23 protein-coding genes are annotated in these 24146 nt (G+C 36.9%); 2 read left to right on the top strand and 21 right to left on the bottom strand.

The annotated features are described in order from the left end of the window. Positions 1 to 738, top strand: a complete 738-nt coding sequence (locus IGL13_RS02685; RefSeq protein ID WP_002355616.1) for an amino acid ABC transporter ATP-binding protein — start codon at positions 1 to 3, stop codon at positions 736 to 738. A gap of 47 nt (positions 739 to 785) precedes the next feature. Here IGL13_RS02685 and IGL13_RS02680 read toward each other — a convergent pair whose 3' ends face one another. The 15 genes from IGL13_RS02680 to IGL13_RS02610 all read right to left on the bottom strand — a co-directional run bounded on the left by IGL13_RS02680 (position 786) and on the right by IGL13_RS02610 (position 17556). Beyond that, positions 786 to 1505: an MgtC/SapB family protein gene (locus IGL13_RS02680; protein ID WP_002361276.1), complete on the bottom strand. Its 720-nt coding sequence runs from the start codon at positions 1503 to 1505 to the stop codon at positions 786 to 788. 35 nt (positions 1506 to 1540) lie between these two features. Next, on the bottom strand, positions 1541 to 3445 hold the full coding sequence (locus IGL13_RS02675; RefSeq protein WP_002386153.1) for a heavy metal translocating P-type ATPase: 1905 nt from the start codon (positions 3443 to 3445) through the stop codon (positions 1541 to 1543). A 109-nt stretch (positions 3446 to 3554) separates the two neighbouring features. After that, positions 3555 to 5003 carry a helix-turn-helix domain-containing protein gene (locus IGL13_RS02670; protein ID WP_002378044.1) on the bottom strand — a complete coding sequence of 483 codons (1449 nt, stop codon included), beginning with the start codon at positions 5001 to 5003 and terminating at the stop codon, positions 3555 to 3557. A 3-nt stretch (positions 5004 to 5006) separates the two neighbouring features. Then, the gene (locus IGL13_RS02665) at positions 5007 to 5456 is read right to left on the bottom strand and encodes a hypothetical protein (RefSeq protein WP_002381257.1); all 450 of its coding nucleotides are present in this window, start codon (positions 5454 to 5456) and stop codon (positions 5007 to 5009) included. 201 nt (positions 5457 to 5657) lie between these two features. Then, on the bottom strand, positions 5658 to 6752 hold the full coding sequence (locus IGL13_RS02660; protein ID WP_002361272.1) for a DUF916 and DUF3324 domain-containing protein: 1095 nt from the start codon (positions 6750 to 6752) through the stop codon (positions 5658 to 5660). Between the two features lie 75 nt (positions 6753 to 6827). Continuing rightward, positions 6828 to 7568, bottom strand: coding sequence for a WxL domain-containing protein (locus IGL13_RS02655; protein ID WP_002355609.1), 741 nt, complete (start codon positions 7566 to 7568; stop codon positions 6828 to 6830). Positions 7569 to 7590: 22 nt separating this feature from the next. Beyond that, positions 7591 to 9690 carry a lectin-like domain-containing protein gene (locus tag IGL13_RS02650; protein WP_010818282.1) on the bottom strand — a complete coding sequence of 700 codons (2100 nt, stop codon included), beginning with the start codon at positions 9688 to 9690 and terminating at the stop codon, positions 7591 to 7593. A 19-nt stretch (positions 9691 to 9709) separates the two neighbouring features. Then, positions 9710 to 10489, bottom strand: a complete 780-nt coding sequence (locus IGL13_RS02645) for a WxL domain-containing protein (protein WP_002355607.1) — start codon at positions 10487 to 10489, stop codon at positions 9710 to 9712. 16 nt (positions 10490 to 10505) lie between these two features. After that, the gene (locus tag IGL13_RS02640) at positions 10506 to 11237 is read right to left on the bottom strand and encodes a WxL domain-containing protein (RefSeq protein ID WP_002361269.1); all 732 of its coding nucleotides are present in this window, start codon (positions 11235 to 11237) and stop codon (positions 10506 to 10508) included. Beyond that, positions 11237 to 11620: an LPXTG cell wall anchor domain-containing protein gene (locus tag IGL13_RS02635; RefSeq protein WP_002364792.1), complete on the bottom strand. Its 384-nt coding sequence runs from the start codon at positions 11618 to 11620 to the stop codon at positions 11237 to 11239. Before IGL13_RS02635 ends, IGL13_RS02640 begins: the two co-directional genes overlap by 1 nt. A gap of 178 nt (positions 11621 to 11798) precedes the next feature. Beyond that, positions 11799 to 12749 carry a rhodanese-related sulfurtransferase gene (locus IGL13_RS02630; RefSeq protein WP_002378042.1) on the bottom strand — a complete coding sequence of 317 codons (951 nt, stop codon included), beginning with the start codon at positions 12747 to 12749 and terminating at the stop codon, positions 11799 to 11801. Between the two features lie 632 nt (positions 12750 to 13381). After that, the gene (locus tag IGL13_RS02625) at positions 13382 to 14092 is read right to left on the bottom strand and encodes a DUF1003 domain-containing protein (RefSeq protein ID WP_002355601.1); all 711 of its coding nucleotides are present in this window, start codon (positions 14090 to 14092) and stop codon (positions 13382 to 13384) included. Between the two features lie 98 nt (positions 14093 to 14190). Next, positions 14191 to 15357, bottom strand: a complete 1167-nt coding sequence (locus IGL13_RS02620; RefSeq protein ID WP_002355600.1) for a serine hydrolase domain-containing protein — start codon at positions 15355 to 15357, stop codon at positions 14191 to 14193. 152 nt (positions 15358 to 15509) lie between these two features. Then, positions 15510 to 15890 carry a VOC family protein gene (locus IGL13_RS02615; RefSeq protein WP_002363195.1) on the bottom strand — a complete coding sequence of 127 codons (381 nt, stop codon included), beginning with the start codon at positions 15888 to 15890 and terminating at the stop codon, positions 15510 to 15512. Between the two features lie 274 nt (positions 15891 to 16164). Then, positions 16165 to 17556 carry an L-cystine transporter gene (locus IGL13_RS02610; protein ID WP_002355598.1) on the bottom strand — a complete coding sequence of 464 codons (1392 nt, stop codon included), beginning with the start codon at positions 17554 to 17556 and terminating at the stop codon, positions 16165 to 16167. A 297-nt stretch (positions 17557 to 17853) separates the two neighbouring features. Here IGL13_RS02610 and IGL13_RS02605 point away from each other — a divergent pair, with 297 nt between their 5' ends. Beyond that, positions 17854 to 18189 (top strand): hypothetical protein, encoded by a 336-nt coding sequence (locus IGL13_RS02605; RefSeq protein ID WP_194180205.1) that lies wholly within the window; start codon positions 17854 to 17856, stop codon positions 18187 to 18189. Between the two features lie 46 nt (positions 18190 to 18235). On the opposite strand, the gene IGL13_RS02600 is transcribed toward IGL13_RS02605, so the two are convergent. From IGL13_RS02600 to arcC, 6 genes are all read right to left on the bottom strand, one after another. Next, on the bottom strand, positions 18236 to 18622 hold the full coding sequence (locus IGL13_RS02600; RefSeq protein ID WP_002358717.1) for a DUF1149 family protein: 387 nt from the start codon (positions 18620 to 18622) through the stop codon (positions 18236 to 18238). Positions 18623 to 18734: 112 nt separating this feature from the next. After that, positions 18735 to 19166 (bottom strand): hypothetical protein, encoded by a 432-nt coding sequence (locus IGL13_RS02595; protein ID WP_002379119.1) that lies wholly within the window; start codon positions 19164 to 19166, stop codon positions 18735 to 18737. Between the two features lie 349 nt (positions 19167 to 19515). Further along, the gene (locus IGL13_RS02590; RefSeq protein ID WP_002355594.1) at positions 19516 to 20160 is read right to left on the bottom strand and encodes a deoxynucleoside kinase; all 645 of its coding nucleotides are present in this window, start codon (positions 20158 to 20160) and stop codon (positions 19516 to 19518) included. A gap of 8 nt (positions 20161 to 20168) precedes the next feature. Then, the gene (pnuC, locus tag IGL13_RS02585) at positions 20169 to 20867 is read right to left on the bottom strand and encodes a nicotinamide riboside transporter PnuC (RefSeq protein WP_194180206.1); all 699 of its coding nucleotides are present in this window, start codon (positions 20865 to 20867) and stop codon (positions 20169 to 20171) included. Positions 20868 to 21423: 556 nt separating this feature from the next. Continuing rightward, positions 21424 to 23010, bottom strand: a complete 1587-nt coding sequence (locus tag IGL13_RS02580; RefSeq protein WP_194180207.1) for an amidase family protein — start codon at positions 23008 to 23010, stop codon at positions 21424 to 21426. A gap of 196 nt (positions 23011 to 23206) precedes the next feature. After that, positions 23207 to 24136, bottom strand: a complete 930-nt coding sequence (gene arcC, locus IGL13_RS02575; protein ID WP_002378035.1) for a carbamate kinase — start codon at positions 24134 to 24136, stop codon at positions 23207 to 23209. Between the last annotated feature and the right edge of the window lie 10 nt (positions 24137 to 24146).

Here is a 24146-nt window from a genome sequence, read left to right as displayed (position 1 = left end):
ATGACTGAAAAAATCTTAGTTGAACATTTAGTAAAAAAATATGGTGACAACACGGTCTTAAACGACATTAATGTTTCTATTAACGAAGGCGACGTAGTCTGCGTCATCGGTCCTTCTGGTTCTGGTAAAAGTACTTTTTTACGTTGCTTGAATCAATTAGAAGAAGCTTCTAGCGGAGACATTATTATTGATGGTGCGAACTTGACAGATAAAAATACGGACATCAACCAAGTCCGTCAACATATCGGCATGGTTTTCCAACATTTCAATTTGTTTCCACATTTATCTATTTTAGAAAACATTGTTTTAGCACCAACCGATTTAGGTCGCTTATCAAAAGACGAAGCGGAGAAAAAAGCGTTAGAACTTTTAGAACGTGTTGGGTTGGCAGATAAAAAAGATGCCTATCCAGATTCTTTATCTGGTGGTCAAAAACAACGTGTCGCAATTGCACGTGCGTTAGCGATGAATCCTGATATTATGCTTTTCGATGAGCCAACATCAGCTCTTGATCCAGAAATGGTTGGCGATGTTCTTGGTGTAATGAAAGATTTAGCAAAACAAGGAATGACAATGGTCATCGTTACTCACGAAATGGGCTTTGCAAAAGAAGTGGCTAATCGAGTAATGTTCATTGATGGCGGTAACTTCCTAGAAGATGGTTCGCCAGAGCAAGTCTTTGAAAATCCTCAAAACCCTCGAACAAAAGATTTCTTAGATAAAGTATTAAATATTTAAACAAAAGCACTTGGCGCGCGCTAGCGCCCAAGTGCTTTATTTTATGGTTAAATTGTTTCCGTGACAGAGACAGATTGAACGTGCCCTTTTTCTTTCAAGAGATGGTGCAAGTTGGAATGCCAGAAATCTTCTTTGCCTACATAAGAAATCTTTGCTGTCACTGCCTCTTGTTCGGATTCCAAAGTCAATTCTACTAAGCGCTCCCCTTTTTCTAAAGAAGCTTGAAGTTGTTCATGCAGTCGGCTTTCTTTAATCATAGGTTCCTTCATTTTTACGATAAGCTGCAATCGTTTTAAAGGAGTCTTTCGTTTAAAATGGGCCAGAGCTAATACTAGCAAAGTTGCCACGAGATTGATAAATGCAATGGTTAAAAAGCCCATCCCAATGACTAAACCAATAATAGTAACATTCCACATCATTACTGCTGTCGTTAACCCAGAGACTTTCCTTTCTCTAAAAACGATAATCCCCGCACCGAGAAAGCCTACACCACTAATCACTTGGGCGCCATATCGTGTAATATCCATAGAAATAATGGACGCCAAGGCGCTATTTTGTTTCACCACATCGACTAAAATATCCACCGATTGAATCTGTAAAATGGAAATCGTACAAGAGGCCAAACATAAAATGGCATTACTACTGATACCGAAGCCTTTTCTTTTAATACTTCTTTCTAACCCAATCAAAGCTCCAAAAACCACGGCTAGAGCCATCCGAATGACAACGTCGGTGAGAGAAAGTTCAATCATTTTTAAAGAATTCATCGCTTTCTCTCCTTTCTTGCAAGTGACTATTTGACTTATTTTGTATTAACTAATAAACGCAAGCCATTAAAAATGACCACTAAGGTACTTCCTTCATGAATAAGTACGCTAAATGCGATATTCGCAATACCTAAAAAGTTCAAGATAATCAACGTTGCTACCACTAACATTGAAAAAATAATATTTTGCTGCACAATTTTATTCAAGCGTTTTGAGACACGATGAGCATAGCCTAATTTAGAAAGATCATTTTTCATCACTACCACGTCTGCAACATCGATAGCAATGTCTGTACCATCCCCCATCGCCACTCCGATGTCAGCATTCACTAAAGCGGGCGCATCGTTAATGCCATCACCAACCATCCCTGTCATTCCTACTTCGCGTTTTAATTGATCAACAATCGCTGATTTTTCCTCAGGTAAAACATTAGCAAAAACTTGGTCCACGCCTACTAAGCGACCAACTGCTTCACCCGTAAGTTTTGCATCTCCTGTAATCATTGTTGTTTCAATATTTTGTGACTTGAAATAGTGAATGGCGTTCATTGCTTCTTCATTAGGAACATCCATCAATGCCACTAAACCAATCACTTGTTCATTTTCGGCAAAGTACACCACCGTTTTGCCTTCACTTGCTAATTTCGTTGTTTGTTTCTCAATGATTGTTGGCACTTGTTCGAAACTAGATGGTTTACCAATTCTAAAAGTTGTGTCTGCAATGGTCGTTACTAAACCCACCCCGACAATATTTTCTACTTCTAAATTTAAAGCCGTTGTTTCTGCTTCAAAGCGATTAACAATCGCCGTCGCCAATGGATGATTGGATTTTTTCTCCATATTTGTTAAAACAGCTACTAATTCGTCTTGGCGATCTTCTAAGCCATCAACAAAAAGATAATCTGTGACCTCAGGTTTGCCTTTTGTTAGCGTGCCTGTTTTATCAAAAGCGAGTGCTTTCACTTCAGCTAAATTTGATAAGAATGAGCCACCTTTAAACAAAACGCCTTGTTTTGCTAAATTGGAAATTCCTGATAAAGTTGCCGGAACGGCACTCGCTGCTAATGCACAAGGGGAGGCAGCAATTAAGAAAACCAAGCCTCTGTAAAAACTTTCAGCCCAAGTCAATTGGAAAAGTAATGCGCCACCTAAAACAATTAGTGGAAAAACTGCTAAAACTAGTGTGACATATTTCGGTTCAAATCGTTTAATTTTGCTTGCAATTTCTGATTGATTTTCTTGTGATTGGTTCACTAGCTGTACGATTTTTGCAAAAACTGTTTCTGAACTATCTTTCGTTACTTCAACAACAATTGTGCCTGAACCGTTCATAGTACTACCAAAAACTGGGTCCCCACTATTTTTTTCTTTGGGAATACTTTCCCCATTAATAGATGATTCATCCACAGCGGTACTTCCTTCAATCACGACGCCATCTGTCGGGATTTGCGCACCATTGAGGACTTGCACGCGGTCACCAATCTTCAATTGTTCAACTGACACAGTTTGAATTGAGCCGTCATCTGTTATCAAGCGAGCTTCTGTTGGATTTAAATTTAATAGTTTTGTAATTTCACGTTGGCTTTTGCCTTGAGCATAATCTTCAAGGAAATGCGCCGCCGCAAAAATCAAAATCAACAATGCTGATTCTTCAAAACTTCCCATTAATGCTGAACCAACTGCAGCTAAGGTCATTAACAAATGAATATTAGGCGAAAACTTTCGATTGTTTTTCGTATCCCGATACGTATCTCCAAAGCCTTCCCCAATAATATGATAACCAGCTAAAATAGCAGCTAATGAGAAAAGAATATTTTTCACTAAGAGCATGTTCCCTAAAAATAAACCGATAAAGAAAAGAGCCAATCCTGTAAAAAAGAGAATAACTGGAACATTTTTACCTTTTTCTTCATGTGTGTGTGCACCTGTTTGTTTTGACATTGTTATGCGCCTCCTCATTAATGTTTTTCTATTCATATGAATGTATATTCATATTATAAAACACTTGGGTGGTTTTGTAAAGACTTAAACACAAAGACAAGCGATGATTCTATTCGATAGGATCACCGCTTGTCTTTGTCGATTCTTTTTGTTGTTGATATTTTTCTTCTTGAATAGTCAGTAATGATTGCGTTAAATTGACCCAATCAATCGAACGAGGTGGATCCAGCCAAACCATAACTTTACTCTGTTCTTCTTGATACAAGTTATTTAAATTGGTAATCACCACATCTGGTAAGGTATCTGATAACGGGTCAATAATTTCTACATTTAAATTCACATAGACGGATAAATTTTTTTTGATGAATTGGTTATACTCTTTTCCATAAGAAAAATCAATTAGGACCTTGGCTGGCTCTGCAATTAAATGAACCGGAACATGATTAATTAGCAACAATAGATAGTTAAAAAACAAACAGTGATTGGCTTTCGCAATTTTTTTATGTTTTGCTGTTAACCAACGAATATATTCAATTAAATAAAAATAAAATTCCGGATATGTTTGCTTAAAAAACTGTAAATCCATTTCAAAATCGTCAAACATATTAATCGGAAAGTAAATAACATTGAAATGAATAATTGCTAACCCTTCTTCTAGAGTATTCCTTGTTGACTCCTCTAAACAATTAAATGCTTTTTCAAAACTTCCAATGAAAACACGAGTTAGGCTTTCAATCGTAGGATCTTCGTGAATGACATATTTTTTCTCTAGTTTGCCATGCAAATACAAGAAAAAAACAATCGTATACGTTAATGATTTTGAGGCCAATGCCCATGCCAATTGCGATTTTTTTATTAGTTCCTCTGAAAATGTATTCAGTGCACGCGTATCGATCCCTTCCACCGCACGTCCTTCGTTGTTAATCATAATAGCTAAATAATGGAAAAAATTGCGTCGCTCATAGGTGGTGAAAGTATAGTTTAACTCAACAGACTGTAATACACGTTTCGCTTCATTATAAACTTTTGCCGAATATAGTTCGGAAATTGGTTGATTGGAAAGCGTGAACAATTTATACAAAAAAAATGAAATTGCTTTTTGATTGCCGACAATTTCCCGCTTACTAAAATAGATCTGATACTCCTTTAAGGCTTTTTTTAGCCGCTGTAAGGTACTATACGCCACAGAGGTGCTGACATGATTACATTCAGCAAACTTTGTCAAACTATAATTTCCTCTAAAGTAAGACAACACTAATTTAAAAGAGAGCGATTCTGTTAAGTATTTCGTGAGCAAAAGTTTACTTGAATAGTTTCCATCAATTTCAAGTGTAACATCTACATCAGAAACGACTAAAGTTAAGCTGTCGCTTAACTTTAGATTGTCAATATCTGCTTTTAATTTTTCTAATGTTTTTTTGACTAAAAAATTCGACATTGATAATTCTTCGCGAAGTGCAATAAAAGTACCTGATAGCGTGGGACTTTCTTCTAAATGCCTTAGCAAGGAATAACTTCGTTGATCTTCTTTATTTAAAAAAATTTCATAATTCATCATTTATCAGTTCTTTCTCCCATAAATAGCCGTTCCTACTAATTCCCGTATGAAATTCAAGTAAAAAGTGTTTTGCCCCTCCGTTCCAGCACCGCCTGTGCTATTTGGTACAATGGTGATATGGCTAGCATCAAATAATTCATCCGTGAAAAATACTTGATGCTGACTTTTCTTGGAAGAAGGCCTTTCTTCATTTGTTTTTGGATTATTGGTTGTCACTTCTTTTTTACTAACGTCTTCGCTACTTTCTTCCGCTTGCGTTTCGCTAGTAATAGTACTTTCATTTGTTTCTTCCATTTTTTCTGGTGTGCCAGTATTCTCAATCGGATAAATTTCTTCTGTTGGATTGGTCGGATTATAAATTGGATTCCGTTCTTCTGCTGCTTGCACATTGGTTACTTGAAAAAACGAGAGTAACAATGTACTCCATAATAGTAAATGTTTGTATTTATCCATTTTTCTCACATATATTGCCAAATACTTTAGCTACATAACAAAACAAAAAATATAACTAGTAAAGTGGTATCAGACGATATTTAACAATACTCCTTCTTATTATTTCTTTTTTTGAGTTAGGTTTGTTGAATAAACTGCATGTTTGATAAGTAAAAACAAACAAAAACGTTGCCGATGATCAAATCAAAAATTAACTACTCTTTATATTTCTCTTTCGTTTTTTTCCTGTTTCTTTTTTCGCCAAATCAACCAGGCAATGATTAAAATCACTATCAATAATAGTAGTAAGCCAATCATCAAATATAAATTCGAATGATTTTCTTTTAAGGTGACATCTTTTTCATTTAATTCTTTGGCAACTTCACCATTAATTGTAAAGTCTTTTTCAAATTGCCATTGATTTCTAAAAGATATCGATTCATTGTTTATTGATTTTTTAAATGAGCCTGCAGCATCTTTATTCCCAACAACGGTCATAGACAAATGATAATCTCCTGGCTTAAGTGGTTGCCCTTTTAGCGCAATGGGAACAGAAAAATTGGTATTTGGTGCAATTTGCATGTTTGCTTTTTCCTCTTTATATAAAACTTCTTCATGTCCCTTTTTGGTAATCTCTGCCGAAAAGGCAACTTGGTTAATATATGTTTTTTGATCATTTTGTAGATTGACTAAAATCACATTTCTAGCATTAATCTGTCCTGGTGAGACTTTTTTCAAAAGTAAATTCGGCTCAACCTTTTTTTTGTTTTGTTGCATCAATAATGCAACGACATACGAATATTCATTTTTAATGGATAACCCCTGACTCTTATCGTCTTGGCGTTTGCCTTCATCCGACGTTTCTTCTTTAAAAGTGATACCACTAGCTAACACTCCATCAAAGGGTGTATTAGGCATTTTGACGTTAATAGAAACCGTTTGTTCACTTTTCGGTTTTAAACGAACTGAGCTAGGGTATTGAACGTAGTCTTTTATATCAAACGCTAAACTTTGATCTTTTTTCCCCTTATTTTCACCATACTCCACGATTACATTTGAATTGGTAATGGCACTATTGATGGAAATACCTACCTTTACTTCTTTATCTGTATCATTGCGCAAGTTCACTTTCAACTCAGTTTCTTCATTTGGTGCTAGTAATAAATCAAAGTAAGTTTTTTCTTTATCTACTTGTTTTTCTGATGGAATAGGCGTAACCGCAAAATTAAATTCACTGGCAAAACCATTGCTAGGTACTAACGCTAAAAGAATTAGTAGTATCGGAAAAAAAAGAAATCGTTGTTTTTTTCTGTTCAAATTATTTACTCCTTTTCTATATGTAGTGAATAGCAGGTAACCATGTTCCCCGCTATTCTTCTTTTTAAAACTCGTTTAATTTCCTGGAGCGTCTGTCAACGTCCATGTTAATTTTGTGGCGTATTTTTCAGCGTATTTGGTTGTAGAACCTGGAACAGTTAACTCAATACTTTTAGCAGCTGTAGTTGCATCTGTTCCCCAATCAAATAAATAAGTTCCTGCACCGTTTCCTTTCGCTGCACTCATTACATCTGATTGACTACCATCTGAATTTAGCGTGATTGTGGCTGGGCCTGTTGGTTTGCCTGAATCTGAAGCAGTCACTACATTTCCGTTTTTAAACGTGATAGCTGCCCCAGTCAATTCTTTACCAGAAGTTGATTTAAATTGTCCTTCTTGTTTCACTTTTAATGACCAGCCAGCTTCGGTTCCACGGTTATCTGTTACTTGGACATAGTTAGGCCCTTCTTTGACTTCATCGGTTGCGCCTACTGTCTTGTATTTTTGGGTAGCAGCAAAATAAGTCTGATCCTTCGACGTGATTTTTTGAACACCGAAGTCTAGACTTGACGCATAATCAATTGACAACGGACCGTTTGTTCCTGGATTAGGACCTTCAGGATCTGTTGGGTCAATAGGATCAACTGGATTAGTTGGATCCGTTGGGTCAACCGGATTAGTTGGCTCTTCACTTGGTGTAAATTCTACGATACCATTAGATGTATAACTACCGCCATCTTCTGCAAAGGCTTGAGAAGTCATGCCTAAGCTCCCTAAAATAAATGTGGATAAACATACTGTTGTTACTTTTTTCATTTTCTTTTCTCCATTCTTTTCTTTAATTTCCTGGTACGTCTTCTAACGCCCAAGATAAACGAGCTTTAAATGTTCCAACTCTTTGATAAGCTACAGGAACATTGATTTGAATTCCTTGTTGTTTTGATTCATCAAGTAATGCTGTTAAATCTGTTTCACCTTTCTGATTACTTTCTAAAAGCGTAATTGCCTCATTTGTAATCTGAGAGCTTCCAGCAGTTGAAACGAAAGAAAAAACATCTGGCATTACAATTGAATCATTTGTTAACGGTTGCGTTTGCTTTAGTTGCAAGCGCCAATTATTTGCGTTACGTTCATCCACAACTTTGAGTCCTTCGGTGGGATGCCCAAGTTTAATTAGTGGTTGATTACGTATCTTTTCCGTACCAAAAGTAATCTGTTTTGGTGCCTCTTTAAAATATAGTTCCCCTAAACGATAGTAAAAATAAATATCTTTTGTTTCCTCTGTCATTGTTCCTTCCGCATTTCCTGAGTCTTTTGTAAAAACATAGCCAGAAATATCTAGGGGTTTTTCTTGATAGGGTGCACCAATTTTCCCTGTTACACTTTTAGGTGGAGCAATATCTTTACCTTCCGCGTCTTTATAAAAAACGGTTACTGTTTTTTCTGTTGGTTTAGGAATAGTAATCGTTACATTATTTGACTTTTGCAGTAAGGTTCCTTCTTCATAATAGTCAAAGTTCATAGTTAAAACTTTTTCGGGCGTATTATCTTGAAGGGTTGTTTTTAATTCAATAATCATGTCCTTCTTTAAAACTAGGTAGTCATTTAAAGCAATTGTTAAGTGATTCCCTGTTTGTGTCAGATCTTTGGCTGCTACCTTTTTACCATCAATCATTAATGAATTTTCTTCATATGCTAATTCATCAGGTAAGTCAATGCTTACTTGCGGTTGACGATCTTCGATAAAGTCATTGTCAATATTCAACGTATTCCGTAGTCTCACCTGATCATTTTTCACTGCTTCAACAGCTGAGCTAAATTCCTGACCATTCACGCTAAGGGCTGCTTGTGACGTAACGTTGGTAGGAATTTGTGTCATTGCTAAAGCATTCTCTTGGTATTTGCCACCTGTGGATGATGTAAAGCCCCAATAAACCGTTGTTGCGCCAAATTGTGCATTTAAATCTGAAACTACATACGTATTCGTGCCCACACCTTCTAAATCATATGTTAATGCTTTGGTTGCGGCATTCCAATGAACAGTCAACATGCGCCAGGTTCCATTAGATAGATAGGTTGGCGCAACAATGACGCCTGAATGCTCCCCTGTATAGCTGTTGTTATTAGCTTTCGGAGTGACAAAAGCTAAATGCCCATTTCCCTTATCTTGTGAAATTTCTCGGTCCATTCGGTTGGAACTACCAGTATTTTTATAGGTATCAAACTCAATCGATAAGGCATTTCTAACATAAGGTTGACCCGCTTTCGTGGAGTATGCACCGATTCCCATCCCAGGTGAACCAATGACTTCTTGAGGCGTTGTGGACATTCTAGGATCATTCGTTAAGGTAAAGGTCATACCATCACCAGCATTTGCATACTCGTTTCCTAAATACAAATAACTTTTAAAGGTAAAATCCGACAATAAACTGATTGGTTTTTTTGACCAAATAGCTCCTTTTTGTGATTTAACAGCTGGGTTTAGTTGTAATAACTTCCCACCTTCTAAAATACTTGTTGCATTTCCAATTGGCTCTTGAAACACCTTGTCGATTGGAATGATATTAGGATCATCAGGCAATGAAGTAGCGTATGGCGCAGCCAACATGCGCGGCTGTGGTTCAACTATCGCCGATTCCGTTGCACTGTTATCGTCATCCTTTTGTTGTTCGCTAGGTTCTAAAGTAGCCGTTGATTGGTCTGTTTCTGCTGGATGATTATCGGTTGTTGTTGTCGTTTCTAGGGAAGGTTCTTGCTCTAATGTTTCCGAGTGAGAAGGAGCGCTAGTTGCCTGATCATTGGCCGATTCCTCCACTATTTCCCGATTGACTTCGTTGATATTTGTCGAAGGATTACTAATCGCTTCGCTAGTAATAGGCGCAAGGAGTAGTAAGAATAAACTACTTGCCAAAAAGACTAGGCTTTGTTTGTTTCGCATCTCTCTTCACCTCTACTTTTTAAATTCCTGGTACATCCGTCAACGTCCACAATAATTTTGTTTGATATTTCACGGCATCTTTAGGAGTTGACCCTGGTACTGATAGCGCAACATCTTTTGTAACATTAACATTGTGTACCGTATTGGTTTCATCGCGTTCTGCAACCACTTCTACTTTACCCCAATAAGTAGCCCAGGTTCCTGCACCGGTTCCTTGCTTCGCAGCTGCCACTAGAGATGCGGTTCCTGGAACAAGGGCAATCTTATTTGTTGCCTCTGGTTTCACAACATTTTGCGCATTACTATTAACAGTCGGGTTAGCTAAAGAAATTTGCGCACCTGTCAACTGACTATTTAAAGTCGCCTTTGTTGCTTTAAATTGCTCCTTTTGCGTAACCGTTAAAGACCAACCGCTATTGGTTCCTCTATTATCAGAAATTTGCACAAAATTTGGTGTTTCTTTTTGATTTTCTTGATATTGCTGTGCTCTTGCAAAATATACTTGGTCTTTATTCGAAATACGATTTTTCCCAAAGTCAAAACTTGAAGCATAATCAATAGACAGCGGTCCTTGGGTACCAGGATTGGGACCTTCTGGGTCTGTCGGATCAATTGGTTTGACTGGCTTTTCTGGATCGGGATTTTCTGGATCAACCGGCTCTGTCGGATCTACGTTCGGAATAAATTCTACTAAACCATTCGAACGATACTCTTTTGGCTCTTCTGCCTTCGCTTGTAAGGACCAACCAGCAACTGCAAATGTACTGCATAGAACGATTCCTGTGAATTGTTTTTTCATTGCTTTTCTCCTTTATTTAATTATTAGCGGGAGTATCTTCTAATGCCCAAACTAACTTCGTTGAATATTGTTGTGCAAGCTTTACAGATTTTCCGGGAACGAATAGTTGGACAGCTTCTTTATTTGTTGCTTCATTTGAACCAAATCGATAAACCCAAGTCCCAACACCTGTTTCTTTTTTAGCGTTCATCGCTAGATTATTATTTACACCAGGTGTTAGGGAAATAGTACTACTGACTTCAGTAGGTTTATATTTTTCATCCACCATTGAGGCAGCTTCTGCCTTTGTAAACGTTAATTGAGCGCCGACTAGTTCCTCTCCAGTAGCTGTTTTAAATTGTTCAGGTTGGGAAAGCGTTAGTTTCCATCCTGCTAACGTTCCTCTTTTATCAGTTACTTGTACATAGGTTGGTTTTTTTGAACCATCTTTCATTTCATCTGGCGCAGCATAATACGTTTGATCTGCCGTAGAAATCTTTTGTGTACCAAATTTAAATTTTGACCCATAATCAATTGATAAGGCACCACCCGTTCCTGGCCCTGGAGGATCAATTGGGTCTACTGGATCAGTAGGATCGGGATTTTCTGGATCAACAGGCGGTGTGATTTCGTTATCGCCTGCTTCAAAAGTAATTGTGCCTTCCGTATTGTATTCTTTCGGAAAAGTTTCTGCTGCTGATGCGTTTATTGCTTGAAACCCTACGCCTAAAAGTATGGTTGCCGATGTAAGTAAAACAGTTTTTTTCATTAAATAAGCTCCTTCTCTCGTTTCATTTTATTAATTAAATAAATGACTACCCCCAACAAACTAACTCCTATCAAGGAATACAGTGGATTTTCAGACTCGCCTGTTTTAGGTAAAACTGCTTGTCCAGAAGCAGTTAAATTGTTTCTTCCCTGTTCTTCTGATTGTTGGGTATACGCTATGTCATTTGACTCTTTTTCATTCTCATAAACGTAGGTGCCATAGAAGCTCGCTTGACCATTTGATTCATAATTATTTTCTTCAGCCATAACGCTTTTTGTTTGCAACCCAATGATCAATAGCCCTAAACATACCAAACTAAACCTTTTTATGATTTTCATCTGAATTCCTCCTTCCCCATTTTCAACATTGACTGGCCCAGCCAATAAACATTATATAAAAGAAATATTTATTAGATTTTTTTATTTTTTTCAGACGCTTTTAAAAAATAAAATGGTTTTAGCTAAGAAAGCTTTAAAATCAACACTTTTAAAGACAAAAAAATAAACAAAAAAACTTCGAAAAATAATTTTCGAAGTTTTTTTGTTTATTTTTTTATTATTTTTATACTTCAACCGCTTCTAACAAAGCTAAACGTTCAGCAACTTCTGCTTCTGTTAAATTATATTTTTTTACATAACGGTTGGCAGGATGCTGGCTACATTCTAATGAGCAGCCGCCTAAATGTTTATGTTCATTTTCTTCTGAAGTTAAGATTTGACGATTACATTCTGGGTTTGCACAGTTAATATAGCGTTCGCAAGGTGTTCCATCAAACCAATCTTTCCCAATAACTTTTTTATCAACATGATTAATTTCGACACTGATTCGGTCATCAAAGACATACATTTTGCCATCCCAAAGTTCGCCACGTGTTTCTGGATTTTTTCCATAGTTGGCGATACCACCATGCAATTGAGCAACATCTTCAAATCCTTCTTTTAATAACCAGCCAGAAAATTTTTCACAGCGAATCCCGCCAGTACAATAGGTAACAATTTTTTTATCCATAAATTGTTCTTTGTTCTCGCGAATCCATTGTGGTAACTCACGGAAGCTACGGATATCTGGGCGCACGGCACCACGGAAATGACCTAAATCATATTCATAATCGTTACGAGCATCGATTACAACAGTGTCTTCGTCTAATAAGGCATCTTTAAATTCTGCAGGTTCCAAATATTTCCCCGTCGTTTCTAATGGATCAACGTCTTCTTCTAAGTTCAACGCCACTAATTCAGAACGTGGGCGAACAAACATTTTGCGGAACGCCATTTCTTCTGCTGGATCAATTTTAAAGAATGTATCCTTAAAGCGCTCATCTGCTTGCATTGCTTCCATGTACTTTTCTGTTTCTTCGACAGTACCAGATAACGTTCCGTTAATCCCTTCTGTCGCTACTAAAATACGGCCTTTTAAATTTAATGATTTGCAAAAAGCTAGATGCTCTTTCGCAAAAGCTTCTGGATCTTCAATTGTTGTATATTTGTAATAAAGTAATACTTGGTATTTCATCTTGTTTTCCCCTTTTGTATAAAGTCATTCTATCCCATTATACGGTGAATAAAAAAGGGAAAGCGATTATTTTGCTTGTGTATTTACACACAATAAAAAAAGCCTGATAAACGGCGGGAACAGAACCAACACTACGCGTTGCTCCGATCTCAACAACTTCTAAGGTGTTTTCTCGACATGCGTCTCGTCACAGTACAGCCTTCAAAAGAGCTACAGCTCTAAGAGTTGCGATGTTTCACTGTGAAGCATGAACAGATGAAATCATCGTACCTACTTGGTGAAGGTCCTTCGGAACTTACAAGGATAAAACTGTGACGAGCCTTTGGCGAGAAAACAATAAGCCGAAATTGACTTTCTCACACAAGTGTTCGGCGTATCTTAATCCTTCCAAGTGTTGAGAATCACGAAGAACGTAGTGATTCGATGATGAACAATACCTACTTGGTCTCCAAAAATTAAAGAACACCGGGTAGGTATCATGCAACATCAACTCGTACCTCGTTGTGTTTTATGACAATTTTCGGAAATTTCTTCTTATTGCTGAGAAACACTATTTGCAAAGCAAATAGATGTTAATCAGTACCTACTTGGTTCTCGGAGCTAAACGGTTCTGTCCCGACCTCTTCTATATACTACTCCTTTTCAGAAGTCGCGGCGAGTTGTTCTTGCAATTCACCTAAAAGTTCAATTTGAATATTTTGGATTTTCACCAAATTTTCTAGTTGATTATTGATAATATAATCCATTTTCTCATGTAATAAATTAATTTCTACTTCTGCTTTTAAGTTAATTTTATAATCATTATTCGCTTGTTCTCTATCACGGGCTTCTTGTCTGTTTTGACTCATCATAATAATCGGTGCTTGGATAGCTGCTAAACAAGATAAGGCGAGATTTAGCAAAATATAAGGATATTTGTCAAATGGTTGTCCCAATAAAGTGGTAGAGTTAATCACGATCCAAGCAATCAACACGAAGCAAAAGAAGCCAATAAACACCCAGCTACCGCCAAATTTAGCAATGGTATCCGCTGCTCGTTGGCCAAAGGTTAATTTCTTTTCCATCTTTTCATTCATATTATTGGAAATCAGCTTATCTTCTTTGATATGTTGAACCACCAATTCATTCAGTTGTTGGATTTTTTCAGAATCATTTGCGACCAATTGTTTCATGTAATCCAAACGATAATTAAGTAACTCCGCCAATGTAATCATCGATTCAGCTGTCAATTGTGGATTGTTTTGGAGAATAAAAGCTTGCGTTTCCTGTTCTATATCTTGAAGATAAATGTTTTTTTTCGTTGATTCACCAATAACAACTTGTTTATTTTTTGATTGCTTCATCTTCGTCACTCCCTTTGATCGTTCTTCCCTTTATTTTAATATAAAGTCTCTCAGAAGAAACCTAAAAAGGCTTTGGAGTGATCGTTGTTGCTTCTGCTTTAAAATTTAACAGTTAAATTGGTTACATCATGGAACAACGAACCAATTAATTCTTTGTATTTCGCTGGATTCACACAATTAGTTAGCAATATGACCCCGGTTTTCATATCTTTTGAAAATAAAACCAGGGCTTGTTGACCCGCTTCAACGCCGTGTAAGCGTAAATAATTATCATGAACATAGATGCCGCCATGATAAGAACTTTGCTGAGAAGACGTCCATAATTTTTGCAAAAGTGCGGTGGAAACTAAGTGTCCACTCATTAATTGATGTAAGTACCAATACAAATCACCTGTCGTCATATCCACATTCCCAGTCCCAAATTCATGGGCAAAACTAGCTGCGGGAATTGAGAGCACTTGATTATACGAATTGTCTTCTGTCCATTTATAACTTGTTGAATTATTAGGTTGTTCCAATAAGGTTTCATAGAAGCCAAAATTCTTTAAACCAGCCGTTTTGTGATAAAGATTATTAAATAATTCTTGATAGGTACGTTGATACATTTTCTCTAACATTCCTGCTAAAAGGACAAAATTTACTGGGGAATAATTGTATTTTCCTTTATTGACTTGAATGGTATTTTGTTTAACAAATTGAATAATTTCTTCATCGGTAACGATATTATTAGGCATTGCTGATAACTTTAAACCGCTTGTCATATTCAACATATCGCTAATCGTAATATCCTCAGCACCTTGAATTTGCGGATAAAACGTAGCGAGTTTTGTATCTAATGTAAGTTTACCTTCTTCAATCGCTTTTAAGATCAAGGTTGTGGTAAAAGATTTTTGAATTGAGCCAATCTGAAACCTTGTGTTTGGCGTATTGGCTTGTTGCTTTTCAAAATTGGCAAAGCCATATCCTTTATTTACTAAAACCTGATCATCTTTAATGATCAAAGCCGAACCAATATAATTTGTTTCTTGAATTTTTTGATCAAGTTCGCCACTATCTGGTGCAACTATTTCTTTCGTTAAATTCGCATAATTATCACTTCGGCGATCTTCTTCCAAGACCACTTTCGATTCTTGACTAACTTGTGAATCTCTAGTGAAAAAGAACGTTTTTATTAAATAACCACTACCACCAATCACCACCAACAAACATACTATAAAAAGCCAATTCACTCCTCCATGTCTTTTCTTTGCATGTCGTTTACGCATACTGCTTACCTCCGCCTATTCTATTAACAGCATTATCATACGCTATATTTTCATGAAAATTACAGATTTCAGTAAAATTTATAAAACTTTCAACTTTTATAAAAAACAGCTTGGCACCGGAATCTAGATTGATTCTGGTGCCAAGCTGTTTTTTATTTACTTTCTTGCCCCATCACAGCAAAGTAATTATCATCGTTATCTGCAAAATTAAAAACTAAGCCTGTTGGCAATTGAACCATTTCACCAACAGTAACCCCAGCCTCTTGCATTTTTTTATAGAGACCAATGATATCATCGCTAGCAAACATTAGAGAAGGGGTATTCCCCGCCACTTCTGGTGAATGTTTTTGAATAAAGGCCAAATCATATAAAACAATAATCGTCTCTGCCGATTCACTTGGTGCAATTTCTACCACCAATGTACCGTCAACTTCCTCTCTTTCCTTTTCAACAAAGCCAAACGTTTGCCAAAATTGACTAGATTCCTCAACATTATTCACATATAACATAATCTTTACTTGGTTTGAAAACATTCCTTCACGTCCTTTTGAATTTAGTTAACAACTTATTATATACGTTCTTTTAAATAATTACTGCACTTTCGCTTAAAATTCAAAAAAAGAGCGTGGAACAAAAATCACTTTGGATTTTTGTCCCACGCTCAAAAACTAATAAACGGCGGGAACAGAAGCAACTCCTTCGGAAATAAGCCGAAATTCTCCAAAAATTAAAGAACAATTTCCGGAAATTTCTTCTTATTTCTCGGAGTTAAACACTTCTGTCCCGACCTCTTTTCGTTTTATTGATTTAGATATTTGCATCTAAGACAACGTCGCGATCATTTAAGACATCACGATCTAATTCATGAATACGAGCACTTGTTAACACGCCTGCAACCATACTATCGTTAACGTTAACAGCTGTCCGCGCCATGTCAATAAGTGGTTCAACTGAAATTACTAAACCAACAATTGCAACTGGTAAGTTCATTGCGCCTAAAACGATTAGAGAAGCAAAGGTTGCTCCGCCGCCGACACCGGCTACGCCAAATGAACTGATTGTGACAACTGCTACTAACATTAAAATAAATTGTAAACTAAAGACATCAATTCCAACAGTTGGTGCAACGATGGTTGCTAACATAGCTGGATAAACGCCGGCACAACCATTTTGTCCAATAGATAAACCGAAACTACCAGCAAAGTTTGCTGTGGCATCATCGACACCTAATGCTTTGGTTTGTGTTTCAATATTTAATGGTAAAGCTCCTGCACTTGAACGAGAAGTAAAAGCAAAGCTCAAGACTGGAAAAACTTTTTTTAGATACGTAACTGGATTGACTTTTAAAGTAATTAAAATCAGCATGTGAATGGCAAAAACAATGATTAAGGCCACATACGATGCCAACACAAATTTACCTAAGTTAATAATCGCAACAAAATCACTTGTTGCTACAACATTAATCATTAACGCTAACACGCCATAAGGGGTCAAGCGTAAAACTAAGGTAACAATTCGCATGGTAATTTTATATAAACTATCAATTAAATTTGCAAAAAATTCAGCTTCTTTTGGCGCTTTACGACGAACGCCTAAATAAGCGACACCAACAAACGCAGCAAAGATTACCACCCCAATGGTACTCATTGGTCGTGTTCCCGCAAAGTCAGCAAAGACATTTTTAGGAATGAATGAAACGATTTGTTGGGGAATCGTCAAATCTTGAATCGCATCTTGACGCGTCGCTAACTCGGCAATTCTTGACGTTTCTGCAGCACCTTGCGTGAATTTTGCCCCTTGAAGGCCAAACGCTAAGGTTGTTCCAATCCCCACCAAGGCAGCTACTGCTGTTGTTCCTAGTAAGGTGGCTAACACATTAAAGCTAATTTTTCCTAATTTATTGGATTCTTTCATTTTTGTAAATGCACCTACGATAGATACAAATACTAACGGAATTACGAGCATTTGTAGAAACGCTACATAACCATTACCTACAATCCCGATCCATTCCATTGATTGCGTAGTAATTTTACTGTCTGTACCAAAAGCAAATTGAATAATTGCACCTAAAACAATCCCCACGCCCAATGCTGAAAAGACACGTGTTGAGAATTTTAAATGTTTCTTTTGCATTTGGTAGAAACCGAATAACACAGCAATAAATGCAAGGATCACTAATACAGTGATGAATGTTGTCATTTTAGTTCCTCCCTATGTTTTTAATGACAAGTACATCAAAGGAAGTAAAGGTTCCCGGTACTCACTCTCCAGTAAATACCCTGAAAACAGCAAACTGTTTCCAGTGATAGTTCTATTGTACCTTATTTTATAGCAAATAGTGGGATAATTTGCTTACTTTTTGATAGAAAATAACCGTTGTGATAGTTTAAAACTATCACCAAGCGTTGTTTTACTAGTCACTGTAAAAATAATTTGTTTTTTGTCCTCTTTCTTTTAAGCTGACGTGGTATACTTAGTTCTAGGAGGTGTAAGCGTATGCAAAAAATTTGTTGGATCCTTTCTGTCAACCGTGATGGAGCGACGTTATTTGTGGGAAGCCCTGCAAATGGAGGTCCTTGGCTCTTTTCAAATAAAGAGCAGCAAAACATCAAAGCCTTTTTTCAACCAACCTATGAAATTGACTTTATCAGTTATGATGTTCTTTCAGAGGAAGTACCAGAAGCTGCGTTCATTTTGTACAATGAAATGCTCGCTCCCTATCTTCCCGAAAAAATCACCAAAGTTGGTCAGCCGATTGCTTATGTGGATATCGCTACAAAAAATTATGAACAGTTAAAAAAAGCTTTGGTTGCTAAATCTACACAAGAATAAAAACAGCGTTTATAACGGAATCCGTTATAAACGCTGTTTTTAAAGTTTAAGCTTCTTCTGATTGTTGAAAATTCAATTGAACACCTGGACGATCCAGAGCAATTTCAGTTACTTCATAAGATAAACGTTCGACGATGCTAAATAAAGGACGCACAAGTTCATCGACTTCTTCTTGCGAAATATCTTCTTGTTTTTCAATTTTACGATCAATAATGTGATTAATTTGGCTAATCGCCCCTGATAAAACAAATTCGTCAAAGACAATTCGAAATTCTAAGCGAGCAACAAGTGCTGAGCTGTTTTCTGGATAATTTTCTTCTTCTACTTCAATTGGTGAAAAACTGACACGTAAATCTGTCTCTACTTCTGAATCAGGTACTCGCATATCATAGTGATACGCTTCAACAATTTCTTGTTGGCGTTTAATTTCCATTATTTTTTCTCTCCTTTTTTAACAAGATATTCCCCTTTTAGAATATCCAATGGTTTCTTTTCTCAAGTATACCACAAGTCCGAAAGTTGCCTAGACCAAAAAACACAGAAGGTCAGACTTTTTTGATAAATTGATTTTGGCAGTTTGAACAAGTGACTTTGATTGTTCCTCGTCCTTTCGGCGCACGTAATGACTGCTGACATTTTGGACATTTAAAATAACGATACTCTTTCTGAGTCATGTGTCGCTTGCGAAAAGCATGAACCTTTTGCATTAGGCGTTGTTTTCGAAGAATAAACCGTTGATTTTCATTCAATCGCGGATGAATATGTTTTGAAAAAAAGCGATAATACACGTAGGCGACTGTGATTAAAATCAATAATCGAACCCAAAGATAGCCAGTAAAAATATTGATGAGCGCCAGCACGACACTTGTTAGCAACAGCGTTCGATTCAATTCATCGAACCGGGCATAACGTCCTTGTAAAAATCGTTGCGCTTTTTTGCGCCAACGTAGAATGCGTTCAAACCAAATTTGGCTCATTTATCTTCCTTCTTTCGAGCATTATTTTTTGAATAAATGATTGATTTACAGAAACTTTCAATCAAAATTTACACTTACTAAGTCCAAATTTTGAACAACTGTTGGTTATTTTCGATGGTATACTTCTAGAGAAGTCAGGTCAACCGATGAATGACTTCGTTGATAATAGCTACCGCTATTTTATACAAACTTAAACTGTCGATGGATAGATTATCCGATTTTAACTTAGGGGAAGGTTAAAATCCGATTCTATAATTTAGCACTACACTCCTTTATTTAGTAGCAACTTTAGCCTATCTATCCACATTTTAAGTCAAAAAGAAGCAAGTCCGGACTTGCTTCTTTTTATTTATCTTTCTAATTCTTCAATTTTCTTCTCAATTAACGCCAAGACATATTGACACGCTTCAGGATCTTCGACAAAATCATATTTATCGCCATCAATTTGAATTTTAGGACTTTCATCATAGTCTTCATACCATTGATCATAACGCTCGTTCAACATTTGATAGTAATCATACAACGTTGGATCTGTCTCAATTTGTTCATAAGGACGGCCACGTTTTTTGATGCGTTCTAACATTTTGGGAAATGAAATACGAATGTGAACTAACAAATCAGGTCTTTTTTTATGCGCAGCATAAGGCAATTCTTGGAGCATATTTTGTAATAAGTCATCGTACACTTTGACCTCTGTTTCGTTGGCACGACCTAAATCTGCATTTAAATGAAAAAGTAATGAATCTTCATAAATCGAGCGATCCAATACATTATTTTCATGCGTTAATGCTTGTTTAATACTATCAAAACGTTTATTTAAAAAATAAATTTGTAATAAAAATGCGTACTTTTCCGGTTCCGCATAAAATAAAGGTAATACCTCATTATCATCAACTGATTCGTAAAAGGCTTCTGAACCTAAACGGTTTGCAATTAAAGCTGTTAAACTAGATTTACCAGCGCCAATCGTACCTGCTAAAACAATCACTGCCATCGAACTCCCTACCTATTTTTTTCCATTTTATTTTTTATCTTCAACCAATTAAACATACCAAAAATTGAGTTAAAAGTATACATACAATACATAACAAATATCGCATAATCACCACCAGCGTGCATCCCTGCTCGGAACCATAACAAAATTGAAAAAATATTTCCTAGTAGCCAAAACACGAATTGCGATTGATAACGTTTAATCATCAATAACATCCCTGTCGCTGAAACACTGAACGTGATTGCATCTAATGTTTGTTGCGCATCATTTACAAAACCTAACAAAATATATGCAGCTACGCCAATGAGCAGCCACGTGAAAAAGGCATACAACCACTGAATACCTTTTAAAACTTTTACTTCGGTTACTTGACCCGAGCCATCCTCGCTAGCCCGAAGCCAAGCATAAAGCCCTGTAATGTCCATAATAATATAGAAGCTTTGTAAAAGAACTTCCGCATATACCCGTGTCACTAACCCAAAATAGCCAATAATCACTGCACTGATTAACCCAAAAATGTAATTGCTGACTTTTCCTTGGGCAATTAAATTCACACAAATGATGCCGGCTAAACCACCTACTAACGTAATCCAATTCGATGGATTGATAGCGAACGCAACCAACTGTACCCCCACCATCAAAGCTAAAAACAAGTAACTTCTCGTTTCCCAACCTTTAAAATCATTCACCAAAAAATTCTTATTCACGACAAATTTCCGACCTTCCTAAAACCAAACTTTTATCTGTTGACGTCTCAATAAGAGTACTCCGTTTTAAAAAACAAGTCAATCAGATTTCGGAATAAAAAGAAGATTTTAATACTATATATTGATTGGTAAAATAATAAAATACTACATATAGTTATTTCGCAAGCTTTCTGATATCCTTTATTGCCACAATATTTTCTTCATCTTGTTTTAATCTTCTATGTATTCATGGATTTGTTTCCATCTAATAATTCCTGAAGCAGAACCCTTTACGACGGTAGCGCTCCAAATTAATGTTGCGAAAGCGGAAGCAACCGTACATATTTATGCTTCAAACACAGCCATCGTTCACTCTTTTTATTGATATGCTTAAAAATTGACGGCCTTATTTCTCGAATCTGGCCACTTATTAACTTATTACATGAAAACATTCGCCTAAAAAAGCAAAAAAAAAACGACTAACCTAAATAATCGACCTACAAACAATTCCTTTCATTTGTAGGTCGATTATCTTTATTAGGTTTGATACGGATGTTTCGCCATTCCTAGTTTCCCTTTACTGATCATCTCTATTTATTTTTTTACTGTTTGCCAACAGCTCGTTGTCTGAAAGTACTATCCGTCCTTTTGTACTTTGTTCAAAGCTGTAAGCTTGCTCAAATAACGTTTGCTCTTTATTGGCAGTTTGTGTAAAAGTCAGCCCATAAGGTTGTCCTTCACTGTTTTTCGCCAAAGGAACCGTCAATTCAGGATATCCTGCCACAGCACTTAAACCCGTACCTTCAGAATCAATAAAGGCATATCCGTCTAATTGTTGTTTTTTTAGCAACGCATCAAACGTTTGCTGTGCTTTTTTAATGGTTGTTTGAACGATTTCTTTATCTGGTTGTTTCTTTTTAACATCTGCTTCTAATAAATCTTGCCCATACTTGGCACGAACCTTTTTATCTTGTTGATTATACGCAATTAGTTCCTCCAGTGTTTTAAATGGTAAGTCATAACGTTTCGCAAATTCTTCCAATGCAAACTTAAATTCATTGGAAATAACTTTCCCGCCATCAATCCCTTCCATGTCTGGTGTTAACGGAATCACTTCTGCTCCAGCTTTTTGGAGGGCCTTTTTAGCAGCCGTAAATTCTTCTTCAGCACTTGGCATTTCTAGCAACCCAATGCGTTGACCTTGTAAGTTATTTTTAGTAAATTTCGTTGAATCAATGCTCGGAACCGTGTCTTTCTTAAACGCATTATAGCCTTGCGCAGCATCAACGACACTTCGGGCAATCGGGCCAACTGTATCTAATGACGGTGCCAATGGCAAAACACCTTCGCCACTTACTGAACTGTGGGTCGGTTTAAAACCAACCACTGATTGATGAGAAGCGGGGGAAACAATCGATCCCATCGTCTCAGTGCCTAAAGAGAAGGCGCCGATATTCATCGTCACACTAGCCCCACTCCCAGAACTTGAACCTGAAGGTGTTATTTTGAGTGGCCCATAAGGATTAAGTGTTTGTCCATGTTTGGAACTATAGCCACTTGGTGCTTTCATTGACATATAATTCGCTAGTTCAGATAAGTTTACTTTTCCTAAAATCAAAGCTTGCGCCTCTGTTAACTTCTTAACTACTTCCGCATCTTCCTTAGGCTTGAACGTGCGTAAGGCATAAGCTCCTGCACTCGAAATCATGTTGGTCGTATTTATATTTTCTTTCAAAGTCACAGGAATACCATACAAAGGCTTCTTCGGTGTTTGAGAGGCTTGCTGGTCAAATGCCTTGGCTTCCTTAATTGCTTGCGGATTGATTTCAGAGATGCTGTTCATGCCATTATCTATTTGATCGAACTGTAAAATACGGTCCAAATAAAACGCCGTAAGTTCTTCATAGGTCAATGCTCCGTTGGCAATCGCTTGCTGTAATTCAGTGATATTTTTTTCAATAATCAACGGTGCTTTGGTCCGAGCTTTTTGTACATCTGTTTCTTTTAATTGGTCTTCAATCGTTTTAACGATTCTCTCTTGATTGTACATTGCTGGGGTTTCTGCCTCAGGAGTGAACTTTTTGAGTATAAACCAATACGCTGCACCGCCTATTATGACTAACAAAACAGCAATTATTCCGATTACTTTTAAAAATTTAGACATTTTTATCCTCCTATACCATTTAAAGATTATCTTACTATGTTTATTTTTGCATGACAACTAACAGTTTTGTTCGTTAAAAAGACAAAATAGAGAGTAGGACATCCGTCAAAACGACCGATTTCCTACTCTCTAACGATTAAGATAGTCCGCTAAATGCGTTTGTTTTAGACTTTTGTGAAAGTTAAATACTGAGAATTTATTGTGTAATTCGTGTACCACTTTCTCCTTTGATTGCTTCCGAAGCTAATTCTAAAAGCCCAATAATCGCCTGGCGGTTTGGTTTACTTTCTGCAAAACTGATGGCCGCTTCCACCTTGGGTAACATACTACCTGGCGCAAATTGATCTTCTTCTATATATTGTTGCATTGCCGTAACCGTAACATCGGTCAAAGCTTGTTGATTTGCTTGACCAAATTTAACAAAAACATGTTCTACTGCAGTTAATACCACAAAAACATCTGCTTCAATGAGTTCAGCCATTTTAGCTGCCGCAAAGTCTTTATCAATGACTGCATCTACACCATGATAGACTGGACCATCATAGGCAATAGGAACCCCGCCACCACCACAAGCAATTACGATCTGTCCTGCATCAACAAGTGTTCGCAAGCTAACTTTTTCGTAAATATCAACTGGTTTTGGTGAAGGAACTACCCGTCGCCAGCCTCGACCCGCATCTTCTTGATAGACATTTCCAGTTTCCGCCATCAACTGTTTGGCTGTTTCTTCGTCATAATAACCACCAATTGGTTTTGTTGGTTTTGTAAACGCTGGGTCTTTCGGATCCACCACGACTTGTGTAATTAACGTAACAACTGGTTGTTCCCCTAAATTTCTGGCTACTAGTTCTTCATCAATTGCTTGTTGTAAATGATAGCCAATATAGCCTTGGCTCATTGCTGTGCATTCAGGAAACGGCACGACATCTTCTGGAGATTGACTCGTTTCCTCAAAAGCTAAGCGAATTTTGCCAACTTGTGGCCCGTTGCCATGAGCAATCACCACTTGATGGCCTTGTTCAATTAAATCAACAATCGATTTTGCCGCGGTTTGTGCTTTTGCCAATTGTTCTTTCGAAGAATTTCCTAACGCATTTCCACCTAATGCAATCACTATTTTTGACATCTGTTTCCCT

The organism is Enterococcus sp. DIV1937 (assembly GCF_050535975.1).
Classification (GTDB): domain Bacteria; phylum Bacillota; class Bacilli; order Lactobacillales; family Enterococcaceae; genus Enterococcus; species Enterococcus faecalis.
Note: the sequence above shows the minus strand (reverse complement) of the source record. Positions and strands in the feature narration are given on the sequence as shown.

What these genes read in the sequence shown, in the direction of transcription:
- IGL13_RS02590 (WP_002355594.1), bottom strand. Translation starts at nt 20,160, where the DNA reads ATGGCAGTGATTGTTTTAGCAGGTACGATTGGCGCTGGTAAATCTAGT.
- IGL13_RS02640 (WP_002361269.1), bottom strand. Translation starts at nt 11,237, where the DNA reads ATGAAAAAAACTGTTTTACTTACATCGGCAACCATACTTTTAGGCGTA.
- IGL13_RS02670 (WP_002378044.1), bottom strand. Translation starts at nt 5,003, where the DNA reads ATGATGAATTATGAAATTTTTTTAAATAAAGAAGATCAACGAAGTTAT.
- IGL13_RS02685 (WP_002355616.1), top strand. Translation starts at nt 1, where the DNA reads ATGACTGAAAAAATCTTAGTTGAACATTTAGTAAAAAAATATGGTGAC.
- IGL13_RS02630 (WP_002378042.1), bottom strand. Translation starts at nt 12,749, where the DNA reads ATGAAATACCAAGTATTACTTTATTACAAATATACAACAATTGAAGAT.
- IGL13_RS02610 (WP_002355598.1), bottom strand. Translation starts at nt 17,556, where the DNA reads ATGACAACATTCATCACTGTATTAGTGATCCTTGCATTTATTGCTGTG.
- IGL13_RS02625 (WP_002355601.1), bottom strand. Translation starts at nt 14,092, where the DNA reads ATGAAGCAATCAAAAAATAAACAAGTTGTTATTGGTGAATCAACGAAA.
- IGL13_RS02595 (WP_002379119.1), bottom strand. Translation starts at nt 19,166, where the DNA reads ATGAGCCAAATTTGGTTTGAACGCATTCTACGTTGGCGCAAAAAAGCG.
- IGL13_RS02665 (WP_002381257.1), bottom strand. Translation starts at nt 5,456, where the DNA reads ATGGATAAATACAAACATTTACTATTATGGAGTACATTGTTACTCTCG.
- IGL13_RS02645 (WP_002355607.1), bottom strand. Translation starts at nt 10,489, where the DNA reads ATGAAAAAACAATTCACAGGAATCGTTCTATGCAGTACATTTGCAGTT.
- IGL13_RS02615 (WP_002363195.1), bottom strand. Translation starts at nt 15,890, where the DNA reads ATGTTTTCAAACCAAGTAAAGATTATGTTATATGTGAATAATGTTGAG.
- IGL13_RS02680 (WP_002361276.1), bottom strand. Translation starts at nt 1,505, where the DNA reads ATGAATTCTTTAAAAATGATTGAACTTTCTCTCACCGACGTTGTCATT.
- arcC (WP_002378035.1), bottom strand. Translation starts at nt 24,136, where the DNA reads ATGTCAAAAATAGTGATTGCATTAGGTGGAAATGCGTTAGGAAATTCT.
- IGL13_RS02620 (WP_002355600.1), bottom strand. Translation starts at nt 15,357, where the DNA reads ATGCGTAAACGACATGCAAAGAAAAGACATGGAGGAGTGAATTGGCTT.
- IGL13_RS02580 (WP_194180207.1), bottom strand. Translation starts at nt 23,010, where the DNA reads ATGTCTAAATTTTTAAAAGTAATCGGAATAATTGCTGTTTTGTTAGTC.
- IGL13_RS02675 (WP_002386153.1), bottom strand. Translation starts at nt 3,445, where the DNA reads ATGTCAAAACAAACAGGTGCACACACACATGAAGAAAAAGGTAAAAAT.
- IGL13_RS02655 (WP_002355609.1), bottom strand. Translation starts at nt 7,568, where the DNA reads ATGAAAAAAGTAACAACAGTATGTTTATCCACATTTATTTTAGGGAGC.
- IGL13_RS02650 (WP_010818282.1), bottom strand. Translation starts at nt 9,690, where the DNA reads ATGCGAAACAAACAAAGCCTAGTCTTTTTGGCAAGTAGTTTATTCTTA.
- IGL13_RS02605 (WP_194180205.1), top strand. Translation starts at nt 17,854, where the DNA reads ATGCAAAAAATTTGTTGGATCCTTTCTGTCAACCGTGATGGAGCGACG.
- IGL13_RS02600 (WP_002358717.1), bottom strand. Translation starts at nt 18,622, where the DNA reads ATGGAAATTAAACGCCAACAAGAAATTGTTGAAGCGTATCACTATGAT.